A 22,092-nucleotide genomic window follows, 5' to 3' on the forward strand; every position below is an offset into this window, starting at 1 on the left:
CCTTGAGGTCCAGTCACGCCAGTAGGTCCTTGAATACCTTGAGGTCCTTGAGGTCCAGTCGCGCCAGTAGGTCCTTGAATACCTTGAGGCCCTTGAGGTCCAGTCACGCCAGTAGGTCCTTGAATACCTTGAGGTCCTTGAGGTCCAGTCGCGCCAGTAGGTCCTTGAATACCTTGAGGTCCTTGAGGTCCAGTCGCGCCAGTCGCACCTGTGCCTTGAGGTCCCGTAGGCCCCGTAGGCCCAGTCGCACCAGTAGGACCAATTGTTCCGAATGGTGCAAATTCAATGAGTATAAGTTGTAGTTCTTCAATTTGATCAATGATGCATTGAAGTATACCATCATCTAATCGAAATAATTTAGTGATGTATAGTAAATAGTTGACCAAGTTTTGAAGTTCAATAAATACAGCACCTGGAACAAATGTGGGATTTTCTAATATGGTTATTAAATTTTTTATAATCGCAAGTCCGATTGCCTTTTGAGAAGAAGAAGTCTCTAAACATTTAATAAACTTTTTTAATAAGCATAATGTATCTATAAAATCTTCAATGGTCGATGGAGAGGGATTAAGGAATAAGTCAGGGATGGTTTTTGTTAAATGGGAGATAATCGCTCGGAATGTTCGAAGTTGGGATTTAGAAATCGGAATGGAGCTTAAGATTGGGATGCGTCCAGAATTGTTGGGAAAACATGGCTTAGGTAGTTTATTATGGCTATCAAAATAAGACATTCTTTTTTCTCCTTTCTTTTGGGATACGAACGAATTCATAATAGTAAATGCAAACATGAAACAATCGTGACTAGTGAAAGTGGCTTGTTTCCAAAAAAATAAAGAAAATGCCTATTTTTAGGCATTTTCTGTTTGGGTTGCATAGTGATAATATCTTTTTAAGGAAATTTTCGATTTAAAGCCGACTAATTTTATAATTTCTTGTTCAGGTGTTTGTTGTTTGATTAATCGTAAAATAAACGTATTTCGAAAATGCTGGCTGGAAATGCCTTTACGTAAGTTAGCTCGTTTTACTTCAAGGCGAATCATTTTTTGAATTGCAATTTCAGTCAGTGCCTTCGGTGCATCATTTTCGTATACCCAACGATATGTACCGCGGTTAAAATCAAACGCAATGAAAAAGGGATCATCGCTATGGTAGTTAGGTCGAACTGGCTCAGGGATATTTTTATAATAAGTGTATAGCTGTTTCTTATCGTCGATAGTTAAGATTACAGTTCTTTCTATCCCGGAAACTGCAGGGACAGAAATCGAGTTTGTTTCAAAATGAATATGATGCATATTTAGTGATACAAGTTCTTGTAAAGATAAACCATAATCAATGAGTAAAATTAAAATGGAAATATTACGATCTATTAGTAATGGACGGACAGACCGCTGTTTTTCTGATAATCCCTCTAGTGAAGTAACGATGCGCTTTAAACGTTGTTCCTCTTCTGATGAAATAAAATCTTCATCTCGTAACGCTCGATTCGGTTGAATGACGATTTCCATATTTTTTAATGGATTCGGTAGGTTTAAAAATTGATACAATCTGTTTAACACGATAAATACACGGTGCATCGTTTTTTCGGAGTAGTGCCGCTTCATTTTTAAATCATAAAAATAATCTTCATAGTCTTTTGTACAAAGTGTTGACCATATATTACTAGAGGGAAGCCTTTTGTTTTTTTTCAGCCAATGTCCGAAATCTTCAATATCATAAACGTACCTTTTAATGGTTGAAGGCTTTCTACCTTTACTTAATAAAAAAGTAGAAAAGGCTTGCACTGTATCATGGAGCTCTGTTGTTTCCATAGTTCCACCACCCTAGTTATTTCTTATATTATAGCAAACTTTTCTGAAAATAGCCGTTTATAAGGTGAATATATGAATAGTATTATTGGATGAGTAGATAAAAAGAGGTGAGCGCATGGAACAATCAATGCGAAAGAAAAATAATAATCAAATTAATATTGTGTTAAATCACCGAAAAAAATTTTCAGTACCTGCTTCGGAAAATAAGGCGCTTCTTTCTAATGAAACAGCTACAAAACATGAGATGCTGCAGAAGATTGAAGAAGAGATGGGAAAACTTGTTGGAATGGAAGAAATTAAAAAAATCATAAAAGAAATCTATGCTTGGATTTATGTGAATAAAAAAAGGCAAGAAGCAGGACTGAAATCGGAGAAACAAGTACTGCACATGTTATTTAAAGGGAATCCTGGCACAGGAAAAACAACCGTTGCAAGATTGATTGGAAAATTGCTATTTGAGATGAATGTGTTATCGAAGGGTCATCTAGTTGAGGCAGAACGTGCGGATCTTGTTGGTGAATATATCGGACATACCGCACAAAAAACAAGAGATTTAATAAAAAAAGCAATGGGTGGCATTTTGTTTATTGATGAGGCGTATTCATTAGCGCGTGGTGGAGAAAAAGATTTTGGAAAAGAAGCAATTGATACACTTGTAAAGCATATGGAAGATAAGCAACATGGTTTTGTATTAATTTTAGCTGGATATTCAAGGGAAATGAATCATTTCCTTTCTTTAAATCCAGGTTTACAATCGCGTTTCCCTTTTATTATTGAGTTTGCTGATTATACAGTAAATCAATTGTTGGAAATCGGAAAAAGAATGTATGATGAGCGAGAGTATCAGTTATCGAAAGAGGCGGAGTGGAAGTTCCGAGACCATTTACATGCTGTAAAATATTCATCCCAAATTACATCTTTTAGTAATGGGCGTTACGTTCGGAATATTGTGGAGAAATCCATTCGGACACAAGCGATGCGTTTATTACAAGAGGATGCGTATGATAAACGTGATTTGATTGGGATAACGAGTAGTGATTTAACACTTGAAGAGGAAACGCACAGTTTCTAAACTGTGCGTCTATTTTTATTTCGTATTTTTTGTTTTTGCGCGGTGTTCTAATTTGCTTTTCGGACTTTGATCTGCTACATCTGATGTAAGTCCTTGAGGATTAACACTACTACTTTGCCCGCGATTTCGTTTATTATTTCCTTTAGCCATTAAAAAACCTCCTATTTTTCTTTTGCTTTTCGTTGATAGGCATTATGATAGCGCTCCATCTTCAAACTTTTTTCATGCGCAGAATTAGGATCGTGTTCAATTTGATTAACAGAGCTTTTTTGAGCTCCTTTGTTTACATGATTGGTCATTAGATTCACCTCTCTTTAAAATTTAGTATGAGCACTCTCAAGAGAAAAAAACAATGGAAAAGAAAAAACCTCTTTACGTTACGTAGTAAAGAGGTAGGCTTGCTATTTATGAAGGGAACGCTCTTTATTTTCCAATCGTCTATGTGGTAAGTGCCATTTATAATGAATGGAAATCATCCGGAAGCAAACAATGAAAATAAACAATGTATATAGAGCCCAGTCACTTACGATTATTTTGGCACCGATTAAAAAACCTGCTAAAATCGTCCAAAAAGCATAGACCTCTGCACGAAGGACGAGAGGTTTACGGCGTGCTAGTAAATCTCGAATGATACCACCGCCAATTCCTGTTAAAACAGCTGCAACAATTGTAGCGCTAATAGGTAAATGAAGCTTTTGTGCATAAAGTGCACCTTGTACCGCAAATGCAGATAAACCGATAGCATCTGTGATGTTTTCCCATCTTTTCCAATGTTTAATTAATTTATTAGGAAATAAAAAAATAATTGTCATTGACAATAGTGCGATTTGAAAAAGCATATCTTGTTGCCAAAACGCGACGATTGGATAGCCGATGAGTAAATTGCGGAGGGCACCTCCCCCAAATGCAGTTGCCATTCCTAAAATATATACTCCAAAAATATCATAATCTTCTTCCATTGCCACAATTGCTCCGCTAAGCGCAAAAGCGATTGTACCAATGATACTAAAAATCTCCCATGCCATGAATTTTCTCCCCCGCTAACTAGATGAAATGTGCTTCCTCTGCTATTATATTAGAAGGCTTAAAATTCGAAAAGGATGAGTGAATATATTTGATGGAAGAAAAAGAAAAAGTCATATTAGTTGGTTGTCAATTACCACAAGATGATGATGAACGGTTTATGTATTCCATGACAGAGCTCGCTTCACTTGCAAAGACGGCGCGTGCGGAAGTTCTTCTTTCTACAACGCAAAAACGCCTAAAATTTCATCCAGCCACTTATATTGGAAAAGGGAAATTAGAGGAACTTGTTACGCTTTCAGAGGAATTAGAACCGGATGTTATTATATTTAACAATGAATTAACACCTAGCCAAATTCGTAATATATCTTCTGTTTTAGATGCGAGAGTCATTGATCGAACGCAACTCATATTAGATATTTTTGCTCAGCGGGCAAAATCAAGAGAAGGGAAGTTGCAAGTTGAGCTTGCTCAATTGCAATATATGATGCCGCGTCTTATGGGACAAGGATTAGCGTTATCACGGCTCGGAGGCGGAATTGGTACGCGAGGCCCAGGGGAAACGAAACTGGAAACAGATCGAAGACATATTCGGTCCCGTATTGATGAAATTAAGAAGCAGTTAGCGGTCGTTGTAGAACATCGGAAAAGATATCGTGAACGGCGAAAAAATAATCAAACATTTCAAATAGCGTTAATTGGTTATACGAATGCCGGGAAGTCTACGTTATTTAACAGATTAACGGAAGCAGATACATTCGAAGAAAATTTACTGTTTGCAACGCTAGATCCAACGACAAGAAAAATGCAATTGCCTTGTGGGTATACAGTATTGCTTACTGATACAGTTGGATTTATTCAAGATTTACCGACTTCATTAGTTGCTGCATTTCGTTCGACTTTGGAAGAGGCCGGCGAAGCTGATGTCATTTTACATGTTGTTGATGCTGCAGATCCGAATTATGCAGGACATGAACAAACGGTAAAACAATTATTAACGGAACTCGGGATGGATTATATTTCAGTTATTACAGTGTATAACAAGAAAGACAAATTACATCAAAATTTTATTCCATTTCCGAAAAGCGATTTTCTTATGACAAGTGCATTTGAAGAAAATGACTTATTCCATTTAAAACAGGCAGTGGAAAAGAAAATGATTGAAGAGATGGAACCGTATAAAGTTAAGATTCCTCCAAGTGAGGGGAGATTGTTGACACTTTTAAAAACAGATACGGTATTAACGAGCATGGCATTTAAAGAAACTGAATTGTTATATGAGTGTACAGGGTATATATTTACTCATTCGGCACTCAACGAATCATTGCAAAGATTTTTAGTGGGAAAAGGAGAATAGAAACATCATGTTTGATCGTTTGAAAAATGGAGAAAAACTGGCTCCAATTGTAAAAGAAGTAGAAAGCCAAATTCAAGACATACATAAACGTGTGGATGAAGTGATTGAAAGTAATCAATTTCGTGTATTAGAAAGTTTTCGTAAATATAAAATTAGTGATTCACATTTTATCCCGACAACAGGGTATGGTTATGATGATATTGGGCGAGATACGTTAGAAAAAGTGTATGCAGATGTATTTGGAGCGGAAGCTGGACTTGTTCGTCCGCAAATTATTTCAGGTACGCACGCAATTTCGACAGCGTTATTTGGTATATTACGCCCAGGTGATGAGTTATTATATATTACAGGAAAGCCATATGATACGTTAGAAGAGATTGTTGGTGTACGTGGTAAAGGTGTTGGTTCTTTTAAAGAATATAACATTGGATATCATGCAGTTCCGTTAACAAGTGAAGGTCGCGTTGATTTTAAAGCAGTGGAAGCTGCGATTCATGAAAAAACAAAAATGATTGGGATTCAGCGTTCGAAAGGATATGCAACTCGTCCATCATTTACAGTCGCAGAAATAAAAGAAATGATTTCATTTGTAAAGGAAATCAAACCAGATGTTGTTGTATTTGTAGACAACTGTTACGGTGAATTTATTGAAGAGCAAGAGCCATGTCATGTGGGAGCGGACTTAATGGCGGGTTCTCTTATTAAAAATCCAGGCGGCGGTATTGTAAAAACAGGCGGCTATATTGTCGGAAAAGAAGAATATGTAGAAGCTTGTGCATATCGCCTGACATCTCCAGGTATTGGAGCGGAAGCAGGTGCGTCTTTATATAGTTTGCAGGAGATGTACCAAGGTTTCTTCTTAGCGCCGCATGTTGCTGGTCAAGCGCTAAAGGGAGCGATTTTTACCGCGGCCTTTTTACAAAAGCTAGGGATGAATACATCGCCAACTTGGGATGCTCCAAGAACGGATTTAATTCAATCTGTTCAATTTGATGATAAAGAGCGGATGATCGCGTTTTGTCAAGCGATTCAATATGCATCTCCTATTAATTCGCACTTTACACCGTATCCGAATTATATGCCTGGCTATGAAGATGATGTGATCATGGCTGCGGGTACGTTTATTCAAGGTGCGAGTATTGAGTTATCGGCAGATGGTCCGATTCGTCCGCCATATGTTGCTTATGTGCAAGGTGGTTTAACGTATTCTCATGTTAAGATTGCAATTTGTTCTGCAATTGATGCACTAATTGAAAAAAACTTATTAACGATTTCTTGAGGGAAAGCTGTCGATTTTTTCGGCAGCTTTTTTCGTTTATTTTCGATTTTAAAAAAGAGTAAAAAAATTTATAAAAAATCGTGTAAGAAAAGCTAACATGTATTGACATGAAACATAACATGATATAAAATGAGAAACAGTTAAGGCGAAGGAGGAACTGAAACAATGAAAGAAGATAGACGTTCTGCCCCGCTGTTTCCTATTGGGATTGTAATGGATTTAACACAGCTATCTGCTCGTCAAATTCGCTACTATGAAGAACACAATTTGATTTCTCCAACCCGTACAAAGGGAAATCGTAGATTGTTTTCATTTAACGATGTAGATAAGTTGTTGGAAATTAAAGACTTGTTAGATCAAGGGCTAAACATGGCTGGTATTAAACAAGTATTACAAATGAAAGAAAATCAAACAGAAGCAGTGAAAGAAAAAGAAGAAACGAAAGAAATTTCAAAAGCTGAGCTTCGTAGAATTCTTCGAGATGAATTGCAACATACTGGTCGATTCAATCGAACTTCATTACGACAAGGTGATATTTCGAGGTTTTTTCACTAAGGATTACTGATTCTGAAGGTGATTAGAGGGACTAAGGAGGAATTTATAATGGCAAAGTATACGAAGGAAGATATTTTTCGTTTAGCGAAAGAAGAGAATGTAAAATACATCCGCTTGCAGTTTACGGATCTTTTAGGAACAATTAAAAACGTAGAAATTCCAGTAAGCCAATTAACAAAAGCATTAGATAACAAAATGATGTTTGATGGGTCTTCAATCGAAGGGTTCGTACGTATTGAAGAGTCCGATATGTACTTATATCCAGATTTAGATACTTGGGTAATCTTCCCTTGGACTGCTGAAAAAGGGAAAGTAGCTCGTTTAATTTGTGATATTTATAATGCTGATGGAACTCCGTTTGAAGGGGACCCACGTAATAACTTAAAACGTGTCCTAAAAGAGATGGAAGCGTTAGGTTTTACAGACTTCAACCTTGGACCAGAGCCAGAATTCTTCCTATTTAAAGTTGATGAAAAAGGAAATCCAACATTAGAACTAAATGATAACGGTGGATACTTCGACCTTGCGCCGATGGATTTAGGGGAAAACTGTCGTCGTGATATCGTTCTTGAACTTGAAGAAATGGGCTTTGAAATTGAAGCGTCTCACCATGAAGTTGCACCAGGACAACACGAAATTGATTTTAAATATGCGAGTGCAATCCGTTCATGTGATGACATTCAAACATTTAAGCTTGTTGTAAAAACAATTGCTCGTAAACACGGTTTACACGCGACATTTATGCCAAAACCACTATTTGGAGTAAATGGTTCTGGTATGCACTGCAACTTATCATTATTTAAAAATGGAGAAAACGTATTTTACGATCAAAACGGCGACTTACAATTAAGTGATGATGCACGTCACTTTATTGCAGGTATTTTAAAACATGCGCCAGCATTTACAGCGGTGGCAAATCCAACGGTAAACTCTTACAAACGTTTAGTACCTGGATATGAAGCACCTTGTTACGTAGCATGGTCAGCACAAAACCGTAGCCCATTAGTACGTATTCCAGCATCTCGCGGTGTAAGTACACGTGTCGAAGTGCGTAGTGTTGACCCAGCTGCAAACCCATATCTAGTAATGGCAACATTATTAGCAGCAGGTCTTGACGGAATTAAAAACAAATTAACTCCGCCGGCTGCAGTAGACCGCAACATCTATGTCATGACAAAAGAAGAGCGTGAAGAAGCAGGAATCGTTGACTTACCAGCAACATTAGCGCAAGCATTACTTACACTGCAATCTGACGAAGTGATATGTAAAGCATTAGGTGAACACTTACTCGAACACTTCATCGAAGCGAAAGAGATTGAATGGGATATGTTTAGAACGCAAGTTCACCAATGGGAACGCGATCAATATATGTCTCTTTACTAAGAGGCTCAAACCCTTGACACACAAGTGTTGAGGGTTTTTTTATTTTGTGGGTAAAACACTTTTATTTGAAAGAAGAGTAATTCACCCACAAAACACCCACAAAAATATCAAAGTTACCCCAATACATTATTCATATAAGCTTCAAACCCCGAAATAGAATCCTTATTAATTTTGTCGCTAATATGAGAATAAACGTTAGAAGTGATTTCTATACTCTTATGTCCTAGTCGATCTTGAATGTATTTCATACTGGCACCAGACTCTAATAAAAGAACCGCGTGGGTGTGTCGTAATGAATGTATTTCTAATCTAGGTAAATTTGCTTTCTTAAGTATGCGTGAGAATGCATTGAACAATGTTGACTTCGGTAAGAACTTTCCATCTACTCTTGAAAAGACTAAATCTAATTCATGTTCATATGCATCTTGTAAAACAAGCTTATTAGCATTTTGCCACTTTTTATGTGCCAGCAGTTCATCGACTAATGATTTAGGAATCATGATTGTACGTTTAGAAGTAAATGTTTTTGTATCTCCAAATAATTCTTCTTTTGTTTTAGCTGTAAAATCCAATGTTTTAGAAATAGTAATAGTATGTTCTTTTAAATTTATGTCTTTCCATTGTAAAGCAGCAGCTTCACCTTTACGCATACCAGTATTCAGAAGTGCCTTGAAAAAGATGTAATAAATATAGTTGTATTGATAAGAAGTCTTTAAGAAAAGGGGAACGTCTTCACTTCGCATATATTTTAGCCCTTCTCTTTCTTTATTGTTCTTATTTGAAATAACCACTTCTTCACAAGGATTGTTCTCGATTTTTTTAAGCTAACAGCCTTTTTCATAGCATTGTTCATTGTGCCATGGATAATTTGAACAGTTCGCTTACTGTAACCCTGATCAGTTAAGGAATTAATAAATTTTTGATACATCATTGGTTTGAGTTCTTTTAGGTTCATGTTTTGAAAGTAGGGGATGATATGCTTTTCGATGTTACGTTCATGCAAGATAAAGGTGTTTTTTCTTACATTATCTTGCTTAAATAATTTTAACCAGTCTCTAAGGTAATGTTTTAAAGAAGTAGGAGTAATCTCAACTTCTAAACCGTTTAATAATTTCTTTTCTTCTTCAGCAGCCGCAAGTTGTGCTTCTTTTTTTGTCTTGAATCCACGTTTTGATTTCTCTTTGTATTTTTGAGTATAAGGGTCTTTAAATCTTACTCGGAATTCCCAAACATCTCCGAATTTTCTGAAGCTAGCCATTATAACATTCCCTCTTTCCTTATAATTGTAAAGTGGCTAGATTACTCATCCAACCACTTCACAGGAGTCTCTTTATAACCCGAAACTTCATATTTTATTTCACCATCAACAATATGGATTTTCTCAACGATAGGGATCTTTTTAAATTCTTCTTGTTTGATGGTGCGTTTCTTTCGTTTTTCTCGTTCAGCATTTAAATCAATAATCAAAATATCTTACCTCCTTTAGTAAGGCTTATAAAATTCTAACAGTTCAACTGGAATGTCATTTTTGTATGCTATACATGCTTTTGTATCACCAGGTTGAATGGTCTTTTTATCAATTAACAAAAGCGCAGCAAACGTATTTGCTTCTATCTCTAATTTATCAACTGAAAAGAATGTATTCTTACGAAGAAAAGGTGTGTTTGCATGAGTGTGTAGGATTGCATGTCCTAATTCATGTGCACAAACAGTTCTTTGCATGGATGGAGACAAATGATTATTAATAACAATGAAACGATTTCTTTTTTCATATTTATAAAATCCGTTTATTTCTTCGTGTAAATCCCAAGTTAGTACATTTATTTTTAAGTAATCTGCAAGCTCATAGGGGTTTGTCGTGTTGTATTTTGTGCAAAGTTGTTGGACTAGATCTCTTATGACGAATTTCAATGTTTTCCCTCCTAAGCTCGCATCAGTTATCGTCAGTACTACGATATTTCTTAGGAACGTATTTTTTATTGATTACTTTAGTTTGTTTCACGATGTACTCCATTGCATCTAATAAAGATTCTACGGCTTCTTCGCTCATAGGCTCACCAGAGAACATTAATCCGTCTTCACCTTGAAGATCCTTTTTTATTTCTTCCATTCTTTTTGCTATGTCTTTTTCATCTTTCTGTGTTAATTGCTCTTTGGGTTGGTCTGTAACAGCTCGTCCTAGTAAATAGTCAGCAGAAACTGAAAAACAATCAGCTAATTTACTTAGGACATCATGTGGAGGGAATCTTTCTTCTGATTCATAGTAGCCTATCATCCTTTGGGATACTCCAATTTTTTCAGCGAGCTGTTTTTGTGTTAGATTTTCTTTTTTTCGTAAAGATTTTATTCTAAGACCTATCATATTGTTCACCTCTCTAATTGAACTAATTGTTCACTTTAGAAAAAGTTTAGCACAAATTGTTCTTTTTTGCATTGGTATAGAACAAAAAGTTCTGTAATCTATATTTAGAACATATAGTTCTTTTTGGAGGTGACTAAATGAAAAACAAAATAAACTACCCACAAAAAAACTTATATAAAGAAATTGCAAGTTATTGTGGAGTTACTGAACGATATATTCGAATGATCGATCAAAAGGAAAGAACGCCTTCAATGGAAACGGCTAGGAAGATTGCAAAGTTTTTTGATATGAATATCGATGATATTTTTTTTAGTAATAAATCGAACTTTAAGTTCTTTCTAGCAGCTTGTTGGTCTGAGAAAAATAATAACAAGGAGGTTTCATAATGGGTGAGTTAGCTGTAATAAGTGAAAACAATGTATTAGTTTTTGAAAATGATGGACAGGTGGTAACTGATAGTTTAACAATTGCTGAAATGTTTGAGAAAGAGCATAAACATGTTGTACGCGACATTGAAGTGCAACTAGAGAAATTAAAAGAAGCAGGAGAGCAAACTTGGGGTGAGTCCAACTTTGGGCAGACCCAGTATCAACATTCTCAAAACAAACAGTGGTATAAAAAGTATCTTTTAACAGAAGATGCATTTGCAATTGTTGTAATGGCTTATGTGACATCGGAAGCTATGAGAATGAAAATAGAGTTTCTACGAGAGTTTAAAAGAATGAAAAAACATATTGAAAAAAGAATGCAAGTTCCTGGGGATACATTTGGACAAATAGAGTTGTTAGCAGCTGGAACTAGTAATTTAAATAAAAGAGTTTCTTCATTAGAGCAGGTAGTTGAAAAGCAATTAACTGTAGATTACGGACAGCAAAGAGTGATTGAAAAAACGAAAGCAAAACGAATCTATTTTTTATGGGAGAACGGTCATGTAGATAGTGAAGTACATGATTCTACTCGCAAGCTATTCGGATTACTAGGGCGTAATTTGAAAGATGCATTCAATGTAAATAGTTACCGCGACATTTTGAAGAAGGATTTTGAGGAAGCATTGAATTTTATAAATGGTTGGAGGCCGATGATTTAAAAGCTTTTAGAAAACGCAAAATTGCGTTCTCAGGATTTCTTTGTAGAAAATAATTGCACTTTATAAACGTCTCAGAATCAATGGTTAAAAAAATAAGGAGGGAATAATTATGTTTAATGTTCAAGTTGATGAAAATGTTGTGAAGGAATTATGTGTGGAAGAAATTCAAAAGAAGGTTAAAGAGTACGATGCTGAGTTAGCCTTTTGGGATACTAAGGAGCTTAAAAAACGTGTATGTATGTCGTGGAATACAATTCAGGATCAGTTTTTCTTTGACCCACGCTTCCCAAAATTCAAAGTGGGTAAGAAATGGTATTTCCCAGCAAAACAAGTACAAGCATTCTTAGGAGAATGGGCGGAAGAGAGAATGGAAGGAAGGTAATGAATCTATTAATCAAACTTTGATTCAAAAATATCATTTAGATAGTAAGAAGTGCTCTTAAATAATGTAGAACAACTAGTTTGCTCACCTGTCTCAAAGTATAAATGCCCACTCTTTTTCAGAATGAGCATTTTGAGTATTAAAGTACACGAGAATAGTTGTGAACTTTATCTAATCTGGATAAAGCTGAACCAAGCGATGGTGAATTTATAAAACTAATATATTCTGAATGTGAAACATCAGAATATTGATAAATAGAACCATCTTTAAATTGTATTTCAAGTACATCATTTTCCCAACCGACACTTGACATACGGCTAGATAAAACAGGCTGTCTTTCCATGTATTTCACCTCCTCCTAAATAATAATTTTACTATATTTTGGAATGAAGGTCATCTTATAGGTTATTTTGAGCTGCAAAAGTATAAAAGGGTAATCAATAGAAGTGAGAAAATTGGAAAGAAAGGAAAGGAATGCTATGAATCTATTAATTAATTATAAAGAGGTAAAGGTGTCAGATTATCTTAATATGTTGGAATTTTACAATCTAAAACTTAAAGATAACGTTGAATATAAAAAGAAATGTCGATTAATTGAAAATAGGTTTGTATGTCTAATTGCTCTTTTTAAAAAGGCTGGTGAATCTAGTGGGAATTGAAAATTTAGTGTTACCCGAGGATGCGGAGTTAGCGAAATCATTACGTAATAAGAAGGAGAACTACATAAAGAATCAATTTTTGTTAACTCGTATTGCAAGTAAGAAAAATGTAGAGGGTAAAACGAAAGAATTCTATGAGGTTTGTAAAGAGTATGAGGCATGTGGAGAAAAGGCAAAAGAGTGTGATAAGCAATTAAAGGAATTGATATTTAAAAAGAAAGAAAATGATAGAGTTCAGCACGTTGTAGAGCGTATGCGAGAGGTTGGCATTAAAGAGGATGTTATTCAAAAGGTTTTGTATAAATAAAAAGAAACCCATGGCAGTGGGTTCCATTAAAAAAACAAATCCAAAGTCAGTATATCACATGGGGTGATTACGTGGAAGAGACAATAGAAAACCAATTACTAAAAAAGCAGATTGAAAAGGCTGTAAGTAGCTTGAAACTTATATCCGCACAGGAAGCAGATACCTGTAGAAAGTTAGATATAGATTATGTGATTACCATATTAACTAATAAACCGCATGGCAGTATGCCGTTCTAGGAGGATATAAAACTATGAAATTGTACGAATTAACTACTAGCTTCAATCAATTACAGCAAATGATTGAAGACGGGGCAGATCCGGAAGTAATTAACGATACACTTCAATCAATCAGTGAAGCAATTGAAGATAAAGTACAAGGTGCAGCGTTATTGATTCGCAATATTGAAGCGCAAGTTGAAGTGATTAAAGGAGAAGAGAATCGCTTGGCTGAACGTCGTAAGTCTTTTGAGAACAACTGTAAAAATATTAAGGACTATTTATATCATCAAATGGTTGCTGTGGATAAAAGACGTATTAAAGGTGCATTGATAACAGTAGGTATTCAAAAGAATCCAGCAAGTCTAGATATTGCAGAGGATGCAGTTATTCCAACAGAATACATGATTCCACAGGATCCAAAGGTAGATAAAAAAGCATTATTACTAGCGATTAAGAATGGTATGAAGTGGGATGGTATTTCATTAAAACAAGGTGAGAGTGTGAGAATCCGATGAGTGAAACTAAAAATTACTTTGCAGAATTAGCAGTTATTGACGTCAGTAAACATGTTGAGAAGAAGGGACGTTTTAGTTATCTGAGCTGGTCATGGGCTGTAGACCAACTCTTGAAAAAACATCCTGATGCTACATGGCAAGTGGTTAGATTCGATGGATTACCTTATATGAAAACAGAGGTTGGACACTTTGTTGAAGTTGAGGTAACGGTAAATAACATCACACGTTCGCAAATTCATCCTGTATTGGATAACTATAATAAGCCAATCGCAAAACCTACGTCATTCCAAATAAACACCTCGATTCAAAGGTGTCTAGCAAAAGCAATTGCACTACACGGATTAGGTTTATACATCTATTCGGGTGAAGATATTCCACATGATGATGAACCTAAACAAGCAGCTAAGCAACTAGATGTTCCAAAACAGGAGCAATCTAGACAGGCAGAGGTTGCAAATGAACAAAGAATAAAAGCAATTCATGTGCAAATTAGAGAGTTGTCGGAAGTATATAACATGTCATTTGAAGAAACGAAAAACACTGTAAAACAGTCATTAGGAATTCAATCTTTCAAAGGAATGACAGTGCAACAAGCATCTCAGTTACAAAAAACAATAACATCGTGGATAAACGAAGCAAAAGAAAAGCAACAGCAAGCACAATAGGTGGGTGACTGAAATGAAAACGATAGTAAGAGATGGTTCAATGCCAATTGCTTTGAATAGAGGTTTAGGTACTCGGTATTTACGTGATAAAAGGTTATCTGAATTACTTAAGCGCTGTCGTCGTTTAGAGAATGAAGGGTTTGATTACTTATTTCCTATTCGAAAGGTGTTAGAAACAGTTAAACATAGAAATGATGAAAATCCTCATCTGTTTAAAGGTTGCCTTGTGATGGATCGTGACCGTGGATTCTATTATGAAGTTGTTATGAGGAAGGTGAAGAGATGAGTAATTTATTAATTCATGAAGAACCATTACTTGTTCTTCCAAGATTGGCAACGAAAATTGGATTGAATGAAGCTATATTTTTACAACAGATACACTATTGGTTAAACAGATCTAAGCATTTTTATGATGAAAGAAACTGGGTATATAACAGTGTGGCAGAATGGGTTAAACAATTTCCGTTTTGGAGTGAGAACACCATTAGACGTATTGTAAAGAATTTAGAGGATGAACAGCTTCTTGTTATAGGTAATTATAATCGAGCTAAGTTTGATAAGACGAAATGGTATTCCATTAATTATGAAAAACTCCGTTTGTTAGAATCCACAAACGATGTACCCAACTTGGGTAGACGGTCTACCCAAAATGGGCAAATGGATGTACCCAATTTGGGTAAACCAATACCAGAGACTAACACAGAGACTACATCAGAGATTAAAGAATATATAGTCGAGATAGTAAACTATCTCAACGACGTGTGTGGTAGTAGTTACCGTTTAACATCTAAGAAAACACAAACATTGATTAAAACTAGATTAGTAGAAGGATTCACCGTGGATGACTTTAAAACTGTGATTGATACAAAAGCTAGAGAATGGCTAAGGACGGAACAAGCAAAGTACCTAAGACCAGAAACGTTATTTGGTACAAAGTTTGAAGGCTATTTACAACAAGGAAAGGTGGAAGGAAAACATGGCTCTAGTAAAGGTAACAGATATAGCAAAGACCCTTTCGAAGAAGATGATCTTCCTTTCTGATACATGTGAGGTTTGTAAAAAAGAACGTAAACGTACTGTTAGATACATGAAGATAAATGATGAAGTAGTTTGCCCGGTATGTAAGTTGGCAGAAGACAATCAAAAGTTAGAAGCTGAAATGAATGTATTTCGAGATGAGAAGGAACAGAGAAAACGTAAAAGTATGTTTTACGATAAGAGCTTGATTAAAGATGAAACAATTAAACTTGCTAGATTCTCAACTTTTAAATCTGACTGTGAAGAGGATGAAAAGAATTACACCTTAGCAAAACGAGCACTTGAGGATTACTTGAATGATGTGAGGTTTAATTTAATTCTAGTTGGAAAAGTGGGTGCTGGTAAAAGTCATCTTGCCTATTCAATTGCTCATGAAATGAATGAGAATAGCGCAGGAACTGTTCTTTATGTTTCTGTATCAGAACTATTTGACTACATACGTTCTACGTTCAATGGGCAATCTGAGGAATCTGAGCATAGCATTGTTAATTTACTAATTAGTGTAGATTTATTAGTTATTGATGACTTAGGTGCGGAACTAGGCGATATGGATGCTGCGGATCCAAAGGCAACTGCATTCGTGAATCGTGTACTGTTTAAGGTCTTTGATGGAAGACAGGGGAAGAAAACTATCATTACAACAAACCTAACAGGAGAAGCTGTGATGAAAGCTTACGATGACCGTATTACGTCACGTATGTTCAACACATACAGGCATATTGAGTTTAAGTATACAAGAGATAAGCGAAAAAGAAAGTTACCTTTTTAAAGGGGAGACAGATTAATATGACCATTACTGTAATTCGTCCTGATGTCCATATTTCAAGCGTTAGTAGTTGGGGAGTGGTATTTACACCATCTCCGACAAACAACGCTGAATGGTCATGTGAAGACTATAAAAATACTACGGGAAAACGGATTGAAGAAATGTTAAAGAAAGCGAAGGAGAAAGAATGAAAACATATACAGGATTTGAAGCGATTGAAAGAATGAAAACGAATTGGATTAAAGAAAAGAATGATTATTTTGCACACACATTAAAAAAGGGTAAACATGAGGTTTTGGGAATTAGTAGTCAGCGTATTGTACCGTCTGCAATCGGTATGAACTTCTTTTTTGAAAACGAGTTTGTAGATTATGAAAAGCCATTGAATTTAGAGTACGGTGAAATGTTCGTAATGGAAAGCTCAAATGGGAAATGGTACGGAATTTTAAAAGAAGAGACTCAAACTAAGTATTACTTAGTCATGGGGTTAAAAGTAGGGGAATATCGTTTCTATGAAAATGGATGTTCTTTCAAAAGATATCAAGGACGTACATTCCGAAAGGCAACTGATGAAGAGTTAGAAGAATTTGAGCGTTTCATGATGTTTTATAAGAAGGATCGTAAAATGGACGAGTTTAAATTAGGTGATATTTGTGAACGTGAAGATGTCCTATATAAAGTAGTTGTTCAGACTGAGGATAATAAATTTGAGGGTGTTTTAGGTTGTGTAGCAATTAATGAAAAAGATACTCCAGTAAAATACTTTCCAGTGAAAAGTATGGAATTACAATTTTGTGTCGAGGACATGGTGGGGTAATTTTGCACCAACACATCATAGATCAACTGATTGATAGAGGTATTTATAAATCCAAAGACGGGCTTCGAGATTTATTCGAATGCTCGTTTGAGGAGTTAGTGGAATTGTTGGAGGGAGAAGAGTGAGCTTTAAAAAGGAAATGGCAAAATGGATATGTTGTTTCGTGCATTACTAGTGGAAATCAGTGAAGCATGGAATGAAACCCGAGCGTTTAAGATGTGGAGTACAGGATTTGGAGTTCCTAAGAATGGACTATTAGAAGAGTTAATTGATGGTCTCCATTTTCTTATGAACATTGTAATCGAATTAGATAAATGTACATGGAGACATGAACTTATTCCATCGTTCAGCATGCAATCAATTATGAGAAAAGATACAAGTAATGTAAATATGCTGTTCGAATGGTACATGCAAGATGTGTTGACTGCAAAAAGGGCATGGTGCCAATACAGAGATTTAACTACAACGATGGGACATTTGAGAAGAGCGTTTGGCATCTTCTTTCGTATTTGCTATTTGTACGGATTTACTTATGAGGATGTTATTAATTCGTATAAGGAGAAGAATGCGGAAAACTTTGAGAGACAGGATAACGGATATTAATGAAATTTGAATTTTATAGAACAACAGAATGAGGAAAGATGATTAGAGTATTAGCGGAAACCAACTCTATTCATTTCTTCATTTTTTATTTCAATTACGAATCTATATTCCTTATCTAATAGCCAGTAATAAAAACTGACTGCATCAATGTCAATGAGTGATTGGAATACTTTATCAAGATTTGTACTTACTACAGGAATTTCATAGTTATCCCATAATATAAAAATCTGTTCATCAAAATCTAGTTGATTTGCTCTAATAAGGGAAATTAGTTGTTCTTTGTTTGAGGCTATTAATTGATTGTCTATCTGTTCCCAATCTATTTTTCCAGAGACGGTTATAGGAAATAAATTAATTAAATTATTAGCAATCTGCTGGCTTTTCTCCTGAGAAAAAATTAGAGTTTTGTCTCCTAAGGATTCAAGACATTCAGTAAACAAAGGGTTTGTATCATTCTTGTTTTTTGTTTTCAATTTCTTTAATTTTTGTTGCATTTTCCATTGTCTTGAGGATCTATCATTCATTTTTAACATTCCTTATAAAATTATTTAAGAGTGAGTATAGCATATAGGGGCAGGTCTTATGAAAATGAATTTTTAAAATATAAATTAAACAAAAGCGTTATTTTGTTGAAAAGTAAATTGTTAAAGGGTGAAAGGTCTAGGCCTTTGCATGATGATGGAAGGTGAAAAAATCAACATAAAAGACACTCTATCATGTATAAGAGATTATCTTTTATGTTGATTGGGTAGCTATTCAATATGTAATTTTTCTTTTACTTTTGAAGGTAAATCGTCTTTTTGAACTTCTTCGTAGGATTTTATCTCTCTATGATTTATCTCTGTATTGTTTTTATCTTTTTGATCGACATAAAGACGTATGAAGGCATTTTCTTTAAGGGGTTTATTTTCGGGTTTTACACTTCCAAACGTAACTGTTTTTTCTACCCCATCCTGATTATAAGTAGATAAAGTATAGAATCGTTGGTTCTTTTTTATCTCACCGTTGTTTGTAATTTGTACATAGTATTGTTCGGTTCCCATTCTATTTATAGTAGGTGATCTTTCACATCCAATAGCAAAACTAGAAAACAGTGCGAATAATACAGATATAACTAATGATTTTTTCATATAACTCTCTCCTTGTTTGTGTATATAGAAAATTATAGTAAAGAGTTTATAGTGAAAAAATTGATTTTAGTGACATTAATATTACAAAACTGTAAGGAGTAGCTCATTAAGGGTTTTTAATAAAATAGTTATTTTAGAGAAAGGTATTGTCTGAAATGAGTTTCAGTTAAGCACTAAATATAATAAATGAAGATGTATATGCAAGCGAAGAAAATGCCAAAAATTATTAAACCAACAAAAGCAAACGTTTTAGCTGTACCTTTCGGAGCAAAAATAGCTAAAACAATTGAGATAGGTATCAAAATTAAAAAAGGACCGGCAAAATACAGATTGAAAAATAAGAATGCAGTTAAAAACATTGAAATAAAACCAAAGTATTCTCTCATTTTGTTATCCTTTCCCGAAAAATGAATTATGCAGATTATAACATGTGGGAATTGAATCAGAGTAATTTTTAAACAAAAACGCTATTTGGGAAGGGAGAATGGTTATGAAAGTGAAACATGGATTAAGCCAATATAGACTCAATTACGCAAAGGGTCATGCAACAAATATAGCGGAAATGGTTGCTAAAGTAGAGCTATTATTTCATCTATCACAAGAAGGTTATATTGATGAAGAAAAAGCTGAAAACGGTATTCAAAATTTAACAAACGAAATCAAACAGACTACAGAATATTTTCTAGGGTATATCGAACAACGAGAGGACAAGCGGAAAGAAAACTAAACAAAAACTTCATTTTTAGTAGAAAGGAGAATAGATATGGAACGAATTGAAGCTGCTGAAGAATTACTTGAGGATATGAAGGGATGCTTTTTAAACGGAACATCTTTAAGGGTGGAAGCTAATGATTATAATATCGTGTCTTGGCTGATTGAAGAGGTGAAGTGTAAATCTTAATAGAAATTTCATTGTGCCATAAATAAAAAGGCGGTTGTTTCCGCAACCACCTTTCAGTAAGACAAAGCACTTTTTCAGAAATAAAATATGGATGATTCCTGAAAAGGTTATAGGATGTAAACCCATTTTTATAATTCAAGTGACGAGCTTAATTTATAAGAAAGGACTAATTACAGTATATAAAAACTTGTCTAACAAGGTTACAAATTTATTAAGAAATGGAGAATTCAAATATGGATGTAAAGCTACTAGCACATACGCAATTATCTGAGGAGTTTGTTAAGTTCTTGTCTCATGTATCTGGTCTTGGAGAGGAAGGGTTTAATCCTACTCATGGGCAAGTGATAGCTTTATCAGCAATCCGTACGTGCTACTCGCCAAATAGACCTAGTAGGATTGCAACTTTAGAGGGAGAGAAGTACTTTAAAGGAAAAGCAACTGATGGAAAAGGTGGAAAAGAAGTAGATCGGCTCATTAGACATATTGTAGGTTCGGGGCATACTTCAACACTGGAGCATTTAACATATACCTTCGCAGTAGAAGGAATTAGCAGAGCATTACTTACACAGTTAACACGTCACCGTGTAGGGTTTAGTTACTCAGTCCAATCTCAAAGATATGTACGCATGGGAAGTAATGATAAGATAGGTGGCTTTGATTTTGTAGTGCCTGAAACGGTTAAAGCAAAAGGAGAACAAATAGTTAAAGCTTACAACGAAATGATGTACAAAATACAAAGTGATTATGATTTGCTTAGAACATTAGGAATTCCTGCTGAGGATGCTCGCAGTGTACTGCCAAACGCAGCAACAACTAATTTAGTCTTAATAGTTAACTTGAGGGGACTTGTAGACTTCTACAATAAACGTAGAAAAGGGAAAGGTGCTCAAGCTGAAATCGCGGAGTTAGCAGAACAATTAAGGCAAGAAGTTGTAAAAGTTGAAAAGTGGGTAGACGAGTTTTTCGGAAGTGGAAAGTAAAAGAAGCCTGACTAGGTTACAAACAAAAGAGCGGCTAGCAAAAGCTAACTGCTCATCTCCAGGGGAATTGGAGACTGGTGTATCTATATTATTGACGGAATATTTATTTTAAATCCAATTTACTTAAAGTAAACATTCCAACAGCTACAATGGCTGCACCTACTACAGAACCTAGCCAGTCTCTCCAGCCTAATGTATTTAAGGGTGTATCTGTTAAATCCATAATTAAGAAGATAGCAAACATTAATATACCGAATGCTAAGCATCCCCAAAATGTTTGTAAAGATTTAATTACCTTTTCCGGAATTTGTTCATATAAATCATCCTTATTAATGCTTTGTATTTTTATAAATAAATTATTGCATGTATGAAAATTGAAAGTACAGAATATGCAAAATTACATATTTTGATAAGGTGGCTATAGTTACATTGAAAAGTCGATTGTATAAACAAACTGGTTATGGAGTAACTGTGGATGTTGTGTATGAGATAGCGAAAAGGTTATAAAAAAAGACACTAACAGGAGTGTCCAAATTAATTAGATATATATCTTTCAGCACGGGTTGGTGCTTTTTCTCGATTTACTTGCGCACTTAATTTAATCAATAGGTCACGATCTATAAGTAATACATCATTTGCGTGTGCTAATTTACGTGCAGGTTCTGTGAAATAGTTATTAGTTACAACCCAAGCATGAGCAGCGTTGTAATATCTTTTAGCTCCAACAACTTCTTGTACTGATTGAATACCGACTTTATTTTTATAGCGTTTTGCTTGTACAACGATTTTTGTACCATTATTTTTTAAAACCAAGTCAGCTCCAAAGTCACCAGAACCTTTGGTAACTTCTGTTTGGTATCCGAGGGATTGGTATAAAGAACTTAAGTATTCTTCAAATTGTCGGCCATTCATTTGATCAATTTGATTAATATTGGATTGGCGAAGTTGTTCCATATAAATCTTTTGAGCTTTAAGTTGTTTTTTATGCTGAAATATCAGAAAGATAATAAATAATGCAGGAATAAGCATTATGGGGGAAGTTAAAATGTGGATTAATATCCCAATAAAAAATAAAAATGGAGTTAGTATAGTCATATGGACACAACTTAGTTAAGTCCTTACAATGGATTTCAAGGAGGAAGTGTCCGTATGGCAAACAAGAAATTTAATGCAGAATTTAAAAAG

35 protein-coding genes and 2 pseudogenes are annotated in these 22,092 nt (G+C 35.0%); 23 read left to right on the top strand and 14 right to left on the bottom strand.

The window, feature by feature from the left end; genetic code table 11:
- Together MR063_RS20480 and MR063_RS20485 are read right to left on the bottom strand one after the other, a co-directional pair.
- Nucleotides 1-731, bottom strand: a 731-nt coding sequence (locus tag MR063_RS20480) for a collagen-like repeat preface domain-containing protein (RefSeq protein ID WP_242201172.1), incomplete at its 3' end; no start/stop codon positions are given.
- Nucleotides 732-848: 117 nt separating this feature from the next.
- Nucleotides 849-1,808 (bottom strand): tyrosine-type recombinase/integrase, encoded by a 960-nt coding sequence (locus MR063_RS20485; protein ID WP_242201126.1) that lies wholly within the window; start codon nt 1,806-1,808, stop codon nt 849-851.
- A 115-nt stretch (nt 1,809-1,923) separates the two neighbouring features.
- On the opposite strand from MR063_RS20485, the gene spoVK reads away from it, so the two are divergent.
- Nucleotides 1,924-2,880: a stage V sporulation protein K gene (spoVK, locus tag MR063_RS20490; RefSeq protein WP_242145862.1), complete on the top strand. Its 957-nt coding sequence runs from the start codon at nt 1,924-1,926 to the stop codon at nt 2,878-2,880.
- 15 nt (nt 2,881-2,895) lie between these two features.
- Here spoVK and MR063_RS21895 read toward each other — a convergent pair whose 3' ends face one another.
- The 3 genes from MR063_RS21895 to MR063_RS20500 all read right to left on the bottom strand — a co-directional run bounded on the left by MR063_RS21895 (nt 2,896) and on the right by MR063_RS20500 (nt 3,905).
- Entirely contained in the window at nt 2,896-3,030 is a 135-nt protein-coding gene (locus MR063_RS21895) for a hypothetical protein (protein WP_277927964.1), read from the bottom strand.
- 11 nt (nt 3,031-3,041) lie between these two features.
- Nucleotides 3,042-3,179, bottom strand: coding sequence for a hypothetical protein (locus MR063_RS20495; RefSeq protein ID WP_012094821.1), 138 nt, complete (start codon nt 3,177-3,179; stop codon nt 3,042-3,044).
- Between the two features lie 102 nt (nt 3,180-3,281).
- On the bottom strand, nt 3,282-3,905 hold the full coding sequence (locus tag MR063_RS20500) for a trimeric intracellular cation channel family protein (RefSeq protein WP_242145861.1): 624 nt from the start codon (nt 3,903-3,905) through the stop codon (nt 3,282-3,284).
- A 92-nt stretch (nt 3,906-3,997) separates the two neighbouring features.
- Between MR063_RS20500 and hflX the strand changes: the two genes are divergently transcribed.
- The 4 genes from hflX to glnA all read left to right on the top strand — a co-directional run bounded on the left by hflX (nt 3,998) and on the right by glnA (nt 8,477).
- Nucleotides 3,998-5,260: a GTPase HflX gene (gene hflX, locus MR063_RS20505; protein WP_242201129.1), complete on the top strand. Its 1,263-nt coding sequence runs from the start codon at nt 3,998-4,000 to the stop codon at nt 5,258-5,260.
- Nucleotides 5,261-5,267: 7 nt separating this feature from the next.
- Nucleotides 5,268-6,539: a methionine gamma-lyase family protein gene (locus tag MR063_RS20510; RefSeq protein WP_242201131.1), complete on the top strand. Its 1,272-nt coding sequence runs from the start codon at nt 5,268-5,270 to the stop codon at nt 6,537-6,539.
- 165 nt (nt 6,540-6,704) lie between these two features.
- Nucleotides 6,705-7,094 carry a transcriptional repressor GlnR gene (glnR, locus tag MR063_RS20515; RefSeq protein WP_242201133.1) on the top strand — a complete coding sequence of 130 codons (390 nt, stop codon included), beginning with the start codon at nt 6,705-6,707 and terminating at the stop codon, nt 7,092-7,094.
- Between the two features lie 48 nt (nt 7,095-7,142).
- Nucleotides 7,143-8,477: a type I glutamate--ammonia ligase gene (glnA, locus tag MR063_RS20520; protein ID WP_242201135.1), complete on the top strand. Its 1,335-nt coding sequence runs from the start codon at nt 7,143-7,145 to the stop codon at nt 8,475-8,477.
- A gap of 113 nt (nt 8,478-8,590) precedes the next feature.
- Here glnA and MR063_RS22015 read toward each other — a convergent pair.
- From MR063_RS22015 to MR063_RS20545, 4 genes and pseudogenes are all read right to left on the bottom strand, one after another.
- Nucleotides 8,591-9,735, bottom strand: a pseudogene (locus MR063_RS22015) (tyrosine-type recombinase/integrase).
- Nucleotides 9,736-9,776: 41 nt separating this feature from the next.
- On the bottom strand, nt 9,777-9,944 hold the full coding sequence (locus tag MR063_RS20535; protein WP_000582643.1) for a hypothetical protein: 168 nt from the start codon (nt 9,942-9,944) through the stop codon (nt 9,777-9,779).
- 15 nt (nt 9,945-9,959) lie between these two features.
- The gene (locus tag MR063_RS20540; RefSeq protein WP_000673782.1) at nt 9,960-10,388 is read right to left on the bottom strand and encodes an ImmA/IrrE family metallo-endopeptidase; all 429 of its coding nucleotides are present in this window, start codon (nt 10,386-10,388) and stop codon (nt 9,960-9,962) included.
- A 22-nt stretch (nt 10,389-10,410) separates the two neighbouring features.
- Nucleotides 10,411-10,839, bottom strand: a complete 429-nt coding sequence (locus tag MR063_RS20545) for a helix-turn-helix domain-containing protein (protein ID WP_113759886.1) — start codon at nt 10,837-10,839, stop codon at nt 10,411-10,413.
- Nucleotides 10,840-10,976: 137 nt separating this feature from the next.
- Here MR063_RS20545 and MR063_RS20550 point away from each other — a divergent pair, with 137 nt between their 5' ends.
- The 3 genes from MR063_RS20550 to MR063_RS20560 all read left to right on the top strand — a co-directional run bounded on the left by MR063_RS20550 (nt 10,977) and on the right by MR063_RS20560 (nt 12,308).
- Nucleotides 10,977-11,225 carry a helix-turn-helix transcriptional regulator gene (locus MR063_RS20550; protein WP_242201143.1) on the top strand — a complete coding sequence of 83 codons (249 nt, stop codon included), beginning with the start codon at nt 10,977-10,979 and terminating at the stop codon, nt 11,223-11,225.
- A complete protein-coding gene (locus tag MR063_RS20555) occupies nt 11,225-11,926 on the top strand; it encodes a Rha family transcriptional regulator (RefSeq protein ID WP_242201144.1) in 702 nt (233 codons plus the stop codon). Before MR063_RS20550 ends, MR063_RS20555 begins: the two co-directional genes overlap by 1 nt.
- 109 nt (nt 11,927-12,035) lie before the next feature.
- Nucleotides 12,036-12,308 (top strand): group-specific protein, encoded by a 273-nt coding sequence (locus tag MR063_RS20560; protein WP_113711012.1) that lies wholly within the window; start codon nt 12,036-12,038, stop codon nt 12,306-12,308.
- 139 nt (nt 12,309-12,447) lie between these two features.
- On the opposite strand, the gene MR063_RS20565 is transcribed toward MR063_RS20560, so the two are convergent.
- Entirely contained in the window at nt 12,448-12,651 is a 204-nt protein-coding gene (locus MR063_RS20565) for a KTSC domain-containing protein (RefSeq protein ID WP_000441106.1), read from the bottom strand.
- A gap of 136 nt (nt 12,652-12,787) precedes the next feature.
- On the opposite strand from MR063_RS20565, the gene MR063_RS22020 reads away from it, so the two are divergent.
- From MR063_RS22020 to MR063_RS20615, 11 genes are all read left to right on the top strand, one after another.
- The gene (locus tag MR063_RS22020) at nt 12,788-12,967 is read left to right on the top strand and encodes a hypothetical protein (RefSeq protein WP_313929704.1); all 180 of its coding nucleotides are present in this window, start codon (nt 12,788-12,790) and stop codon (nt 12,965-12,967) included.
- Nucleotides 12,957-13,274: a hypothetical protein gene (locus tag MR063_RS20570; RefSeq protein ID WP_242201173.1), complete on the top strand. Its 318-nt coding sequence runs from the start codon at nt 12,957-12,959 to the stop codon at nt 13,272-13,274. The genes MR063_RS22020 and MR063_RS20570 overlap by 11 nt, the downstream gene beginning before the upstream one ends.
- Before the next feature lie 250 nt (nt 13,275-13,524).
- Complete coding sequence (locus tag MR063_RS20575) at nt 13,525-14,007, top strand: siphovirus Gp157 family protein (protein ID WP_242201145.1); 483 nt, start codon at nt 13,525-13,527, stop codon at nt 14,005-14,007.
- The gene (locus MR063_RS20580) at nt 14,004-14,672 is read left to right on the top strand and encodes a DUF1071 domain-containing protein (protein WP_242201146.1); all 669 of its coding nucleotides are present in this window, start codon (nt 14,004-14,006) and stop codon (nt 14,670-14,672) included. Before MR063_RS20575 ends, MR063_RS20580 begins: the two co-directional genes overlap by 4 nt.
- A 13-nt stretch (nt 14,673-14,685) precedes the next feature.
- Nucleotides 14,686-14,958, top strand: a complete 273-nt coding sequence (locus MR063_RS20585; RefSeq protein WP_000849731.1) for a hypothetical protein — start codon at nt 14,686-14,688, stop codon at nt 14,956-14,958.
- Nucleotides 14,955-15,713, top strand: a complete 759-nt coding sequence (locus MR063_RS20590; protein ID WP_242201148.1) for a conserved phage C-terminal domain-containing protein — start codon at nt 14,955-14,957, stop codon at nt 15,711-15,713. The genes MR063_RS20585 and MR063_RS20590 overlap by 4 nt, the downstream gene beginning before the upstream one ends.
- The gene (locus MR063_RS20595) at nt 15,649-16,479 is read left to right on the top strand and encodes an ATP-binding protein (RefSeq protein ID WP_242201150.1); all 831 of its coding nucleotides are present in this window, start codon (nt 15,649-15,651) and stop codon (nt 16,477-16,479) included. Before MR063_RS20590 ends, MR063_RS20595 begins: the two co-directional genes overlap by 65 nt.
- A gap of 17 nt (nt 16,480-16,496) precedes the next feature.
- Nucleotides 16,497-16,667, top strand: a complete 171-nt coding sequence (locus MR063_RS20600; protein ID WP_078421105.1) for a hypothetical protein — start codon at nt 16,497-16,499, stop codon at nt 16,665-16,667.
- Complete coding sequence (locus MR063_RS20605) at nt 16,664-17,293, top strand: hypothetical protein (protein WP_242201152.1); 630 nt, start codon at nt 16,664-16,666, stop codon at nt 17,291-17,293. The genes MR063_RS20600 and MR063_RS20605 overlap by 4 nt, the downstream gene beginning before the upstream one ends.
- 2 nt (nt 17,294-17,295) lie before the next feature.
- The gene (gene fbpA, locus MR063_RS20610; protein WP_000553934.1) at nt 17,296-17,418 is read left to right on the top strand and encodes a Fur-regulated basic protein FbpA; all 123 of its coding nucleotides are present in this window, start codon (nt 17,296-17,298) and stop codon (nt 17,416-17,418) included.
- A 22-nt stretch (nt 17,419-17,440) separates the two neighbouring features.
- The gene (locus MR063_RS20615; RefSeq protein WP_242201154.1) at nt 17,441-17,896 is read left to right on the top strand and encodes a dUTP diphosphatase; all 456 of its coding nucleotides are present in this window, start codon (nt 17,441-17,443) and stop codon (nt 17,894-17,896) included.
- A gap of 50 nt (nt 17,897-17,946) precedes the next feature.
- Here MR063_RS20615 and MR063_RS20620 read toward each other — a convergent pair whose 3' ends face one another.
- Nucleotides 17,947-18,420 carry a CDI toxin immunity protein gene (locus MR063_RS20620; protein ID WP_242201156.1) on the bottom strand — a complete coding sequence of 158 codons (474 nt, stop codon included), beginning with the start codon at nt 18,418-18,420 and terminating at the stop codon, nt 17,947-17,949.
- 228 nt (nt 18,421-18,648) lie between these two features.
- Nucleotides 18,649-19,026: a YxeA family protein gene (locus MR063_RS20625; protein WP_113305001.1), complete on the bottom strand. Its 378-nt coding sequence runs from the start codon at nt 19,024-19,026 to the stop codon at nt 18,649-18,651.
- 198 nt (nt 19,027-19,224) lie between these two features.
- Here MR063_RS20625 and MR063_RS20630 point away from each other — a divergent pair, with 198 nt between their 5' ends.
- From MR063_RS20630 to thyX, 4 genes are all read left to right on the top strand, one after another.
- Entirely contained in the window at nt 19,225-19,437 is a 213-nt protein-coding gene (locus MR063_RS20630) for a hypothetical protein (RefSeq protein ID WP_242201159.1), read from the top strand.
- Nucleotides 19,438-19,516: 79 nt separating this feature from the next.
- Nucleotides 19,517-19,753, top strand: coding sequence for a hypothetical protein (locus MR063_RS20635; RefSeq protein ID WP_242201162.1), 237 nt, complete (start codon nt 19,517-19,519; stop codon nt 19,751-19,753).
- 36 nt (nt 19,754-19,789) lie between these two features.
- Nucleotides 19,790-19,927 carry a hypothetical protein gene (locus MR063_RS20640; RefSeq protein WP_176548030.1) on the top strand — a complete coding sequence of 46 codons (138 nt, stop codon included), beginning with the start codon at nt 19,790-19,792 and terminating at the stop codon, nt 19,925-19,927.
- A gap of 233 nt (nt 19,928-20,160) precedes the next feature.
- Nucleotides 20,161-20,907: an FAD-dependent thymidylate synthase gene (gene thyX, locus MR063_RS20645; RefSeq protein WP_242201166.1), complete on the top strand. Its 747-nt coding sequence runs from the start codon at nt 20,161-20,163 to the stop codon at nt 20,905-20,907.
- 103 nt (nt 20,908-21,010) lie between these two features.
- Here thyX and MR063_RS20650 read toward each other — a convergent pair.
- Both MR063_RS20650 and MR063_RS20655 read right to left on the bottom strand, forming a co-directional pair.
- Nucleotides 21,011-21,222 (bottom strand): annotated as a pseudogene (locus tag MR063_RS20650) (hypothetical protein).
- 219 nt (nt 21,223-21,441) lie between these two features.
- Nucleotides 21,442-21,936 (bottom strand): restriction endonuclease, encoded by a 495-nt coding sequence (locus tag MR063_RS20655; RefSeq protein WP_242201170.1) that lies wholly within the window; start codon nt 21,934-21,936, stop codon nt 21,442-21,444.
- Between the last annotated feature and the right edge of the window lie 156 nt (nt 21,937-22,092).

It is taken from the genome of Bacillus cereus group sp. BfR-BA-01492 (assembly GCF_022662815.1).
In the GTDB taxonomy this organism is placed as follows: domain Bacteria; phylum Bacillota; class Bacilli; order Bacillales; family Bacillaceae_G; genus Bacillus_A; species Bacillus_A cereus_BD.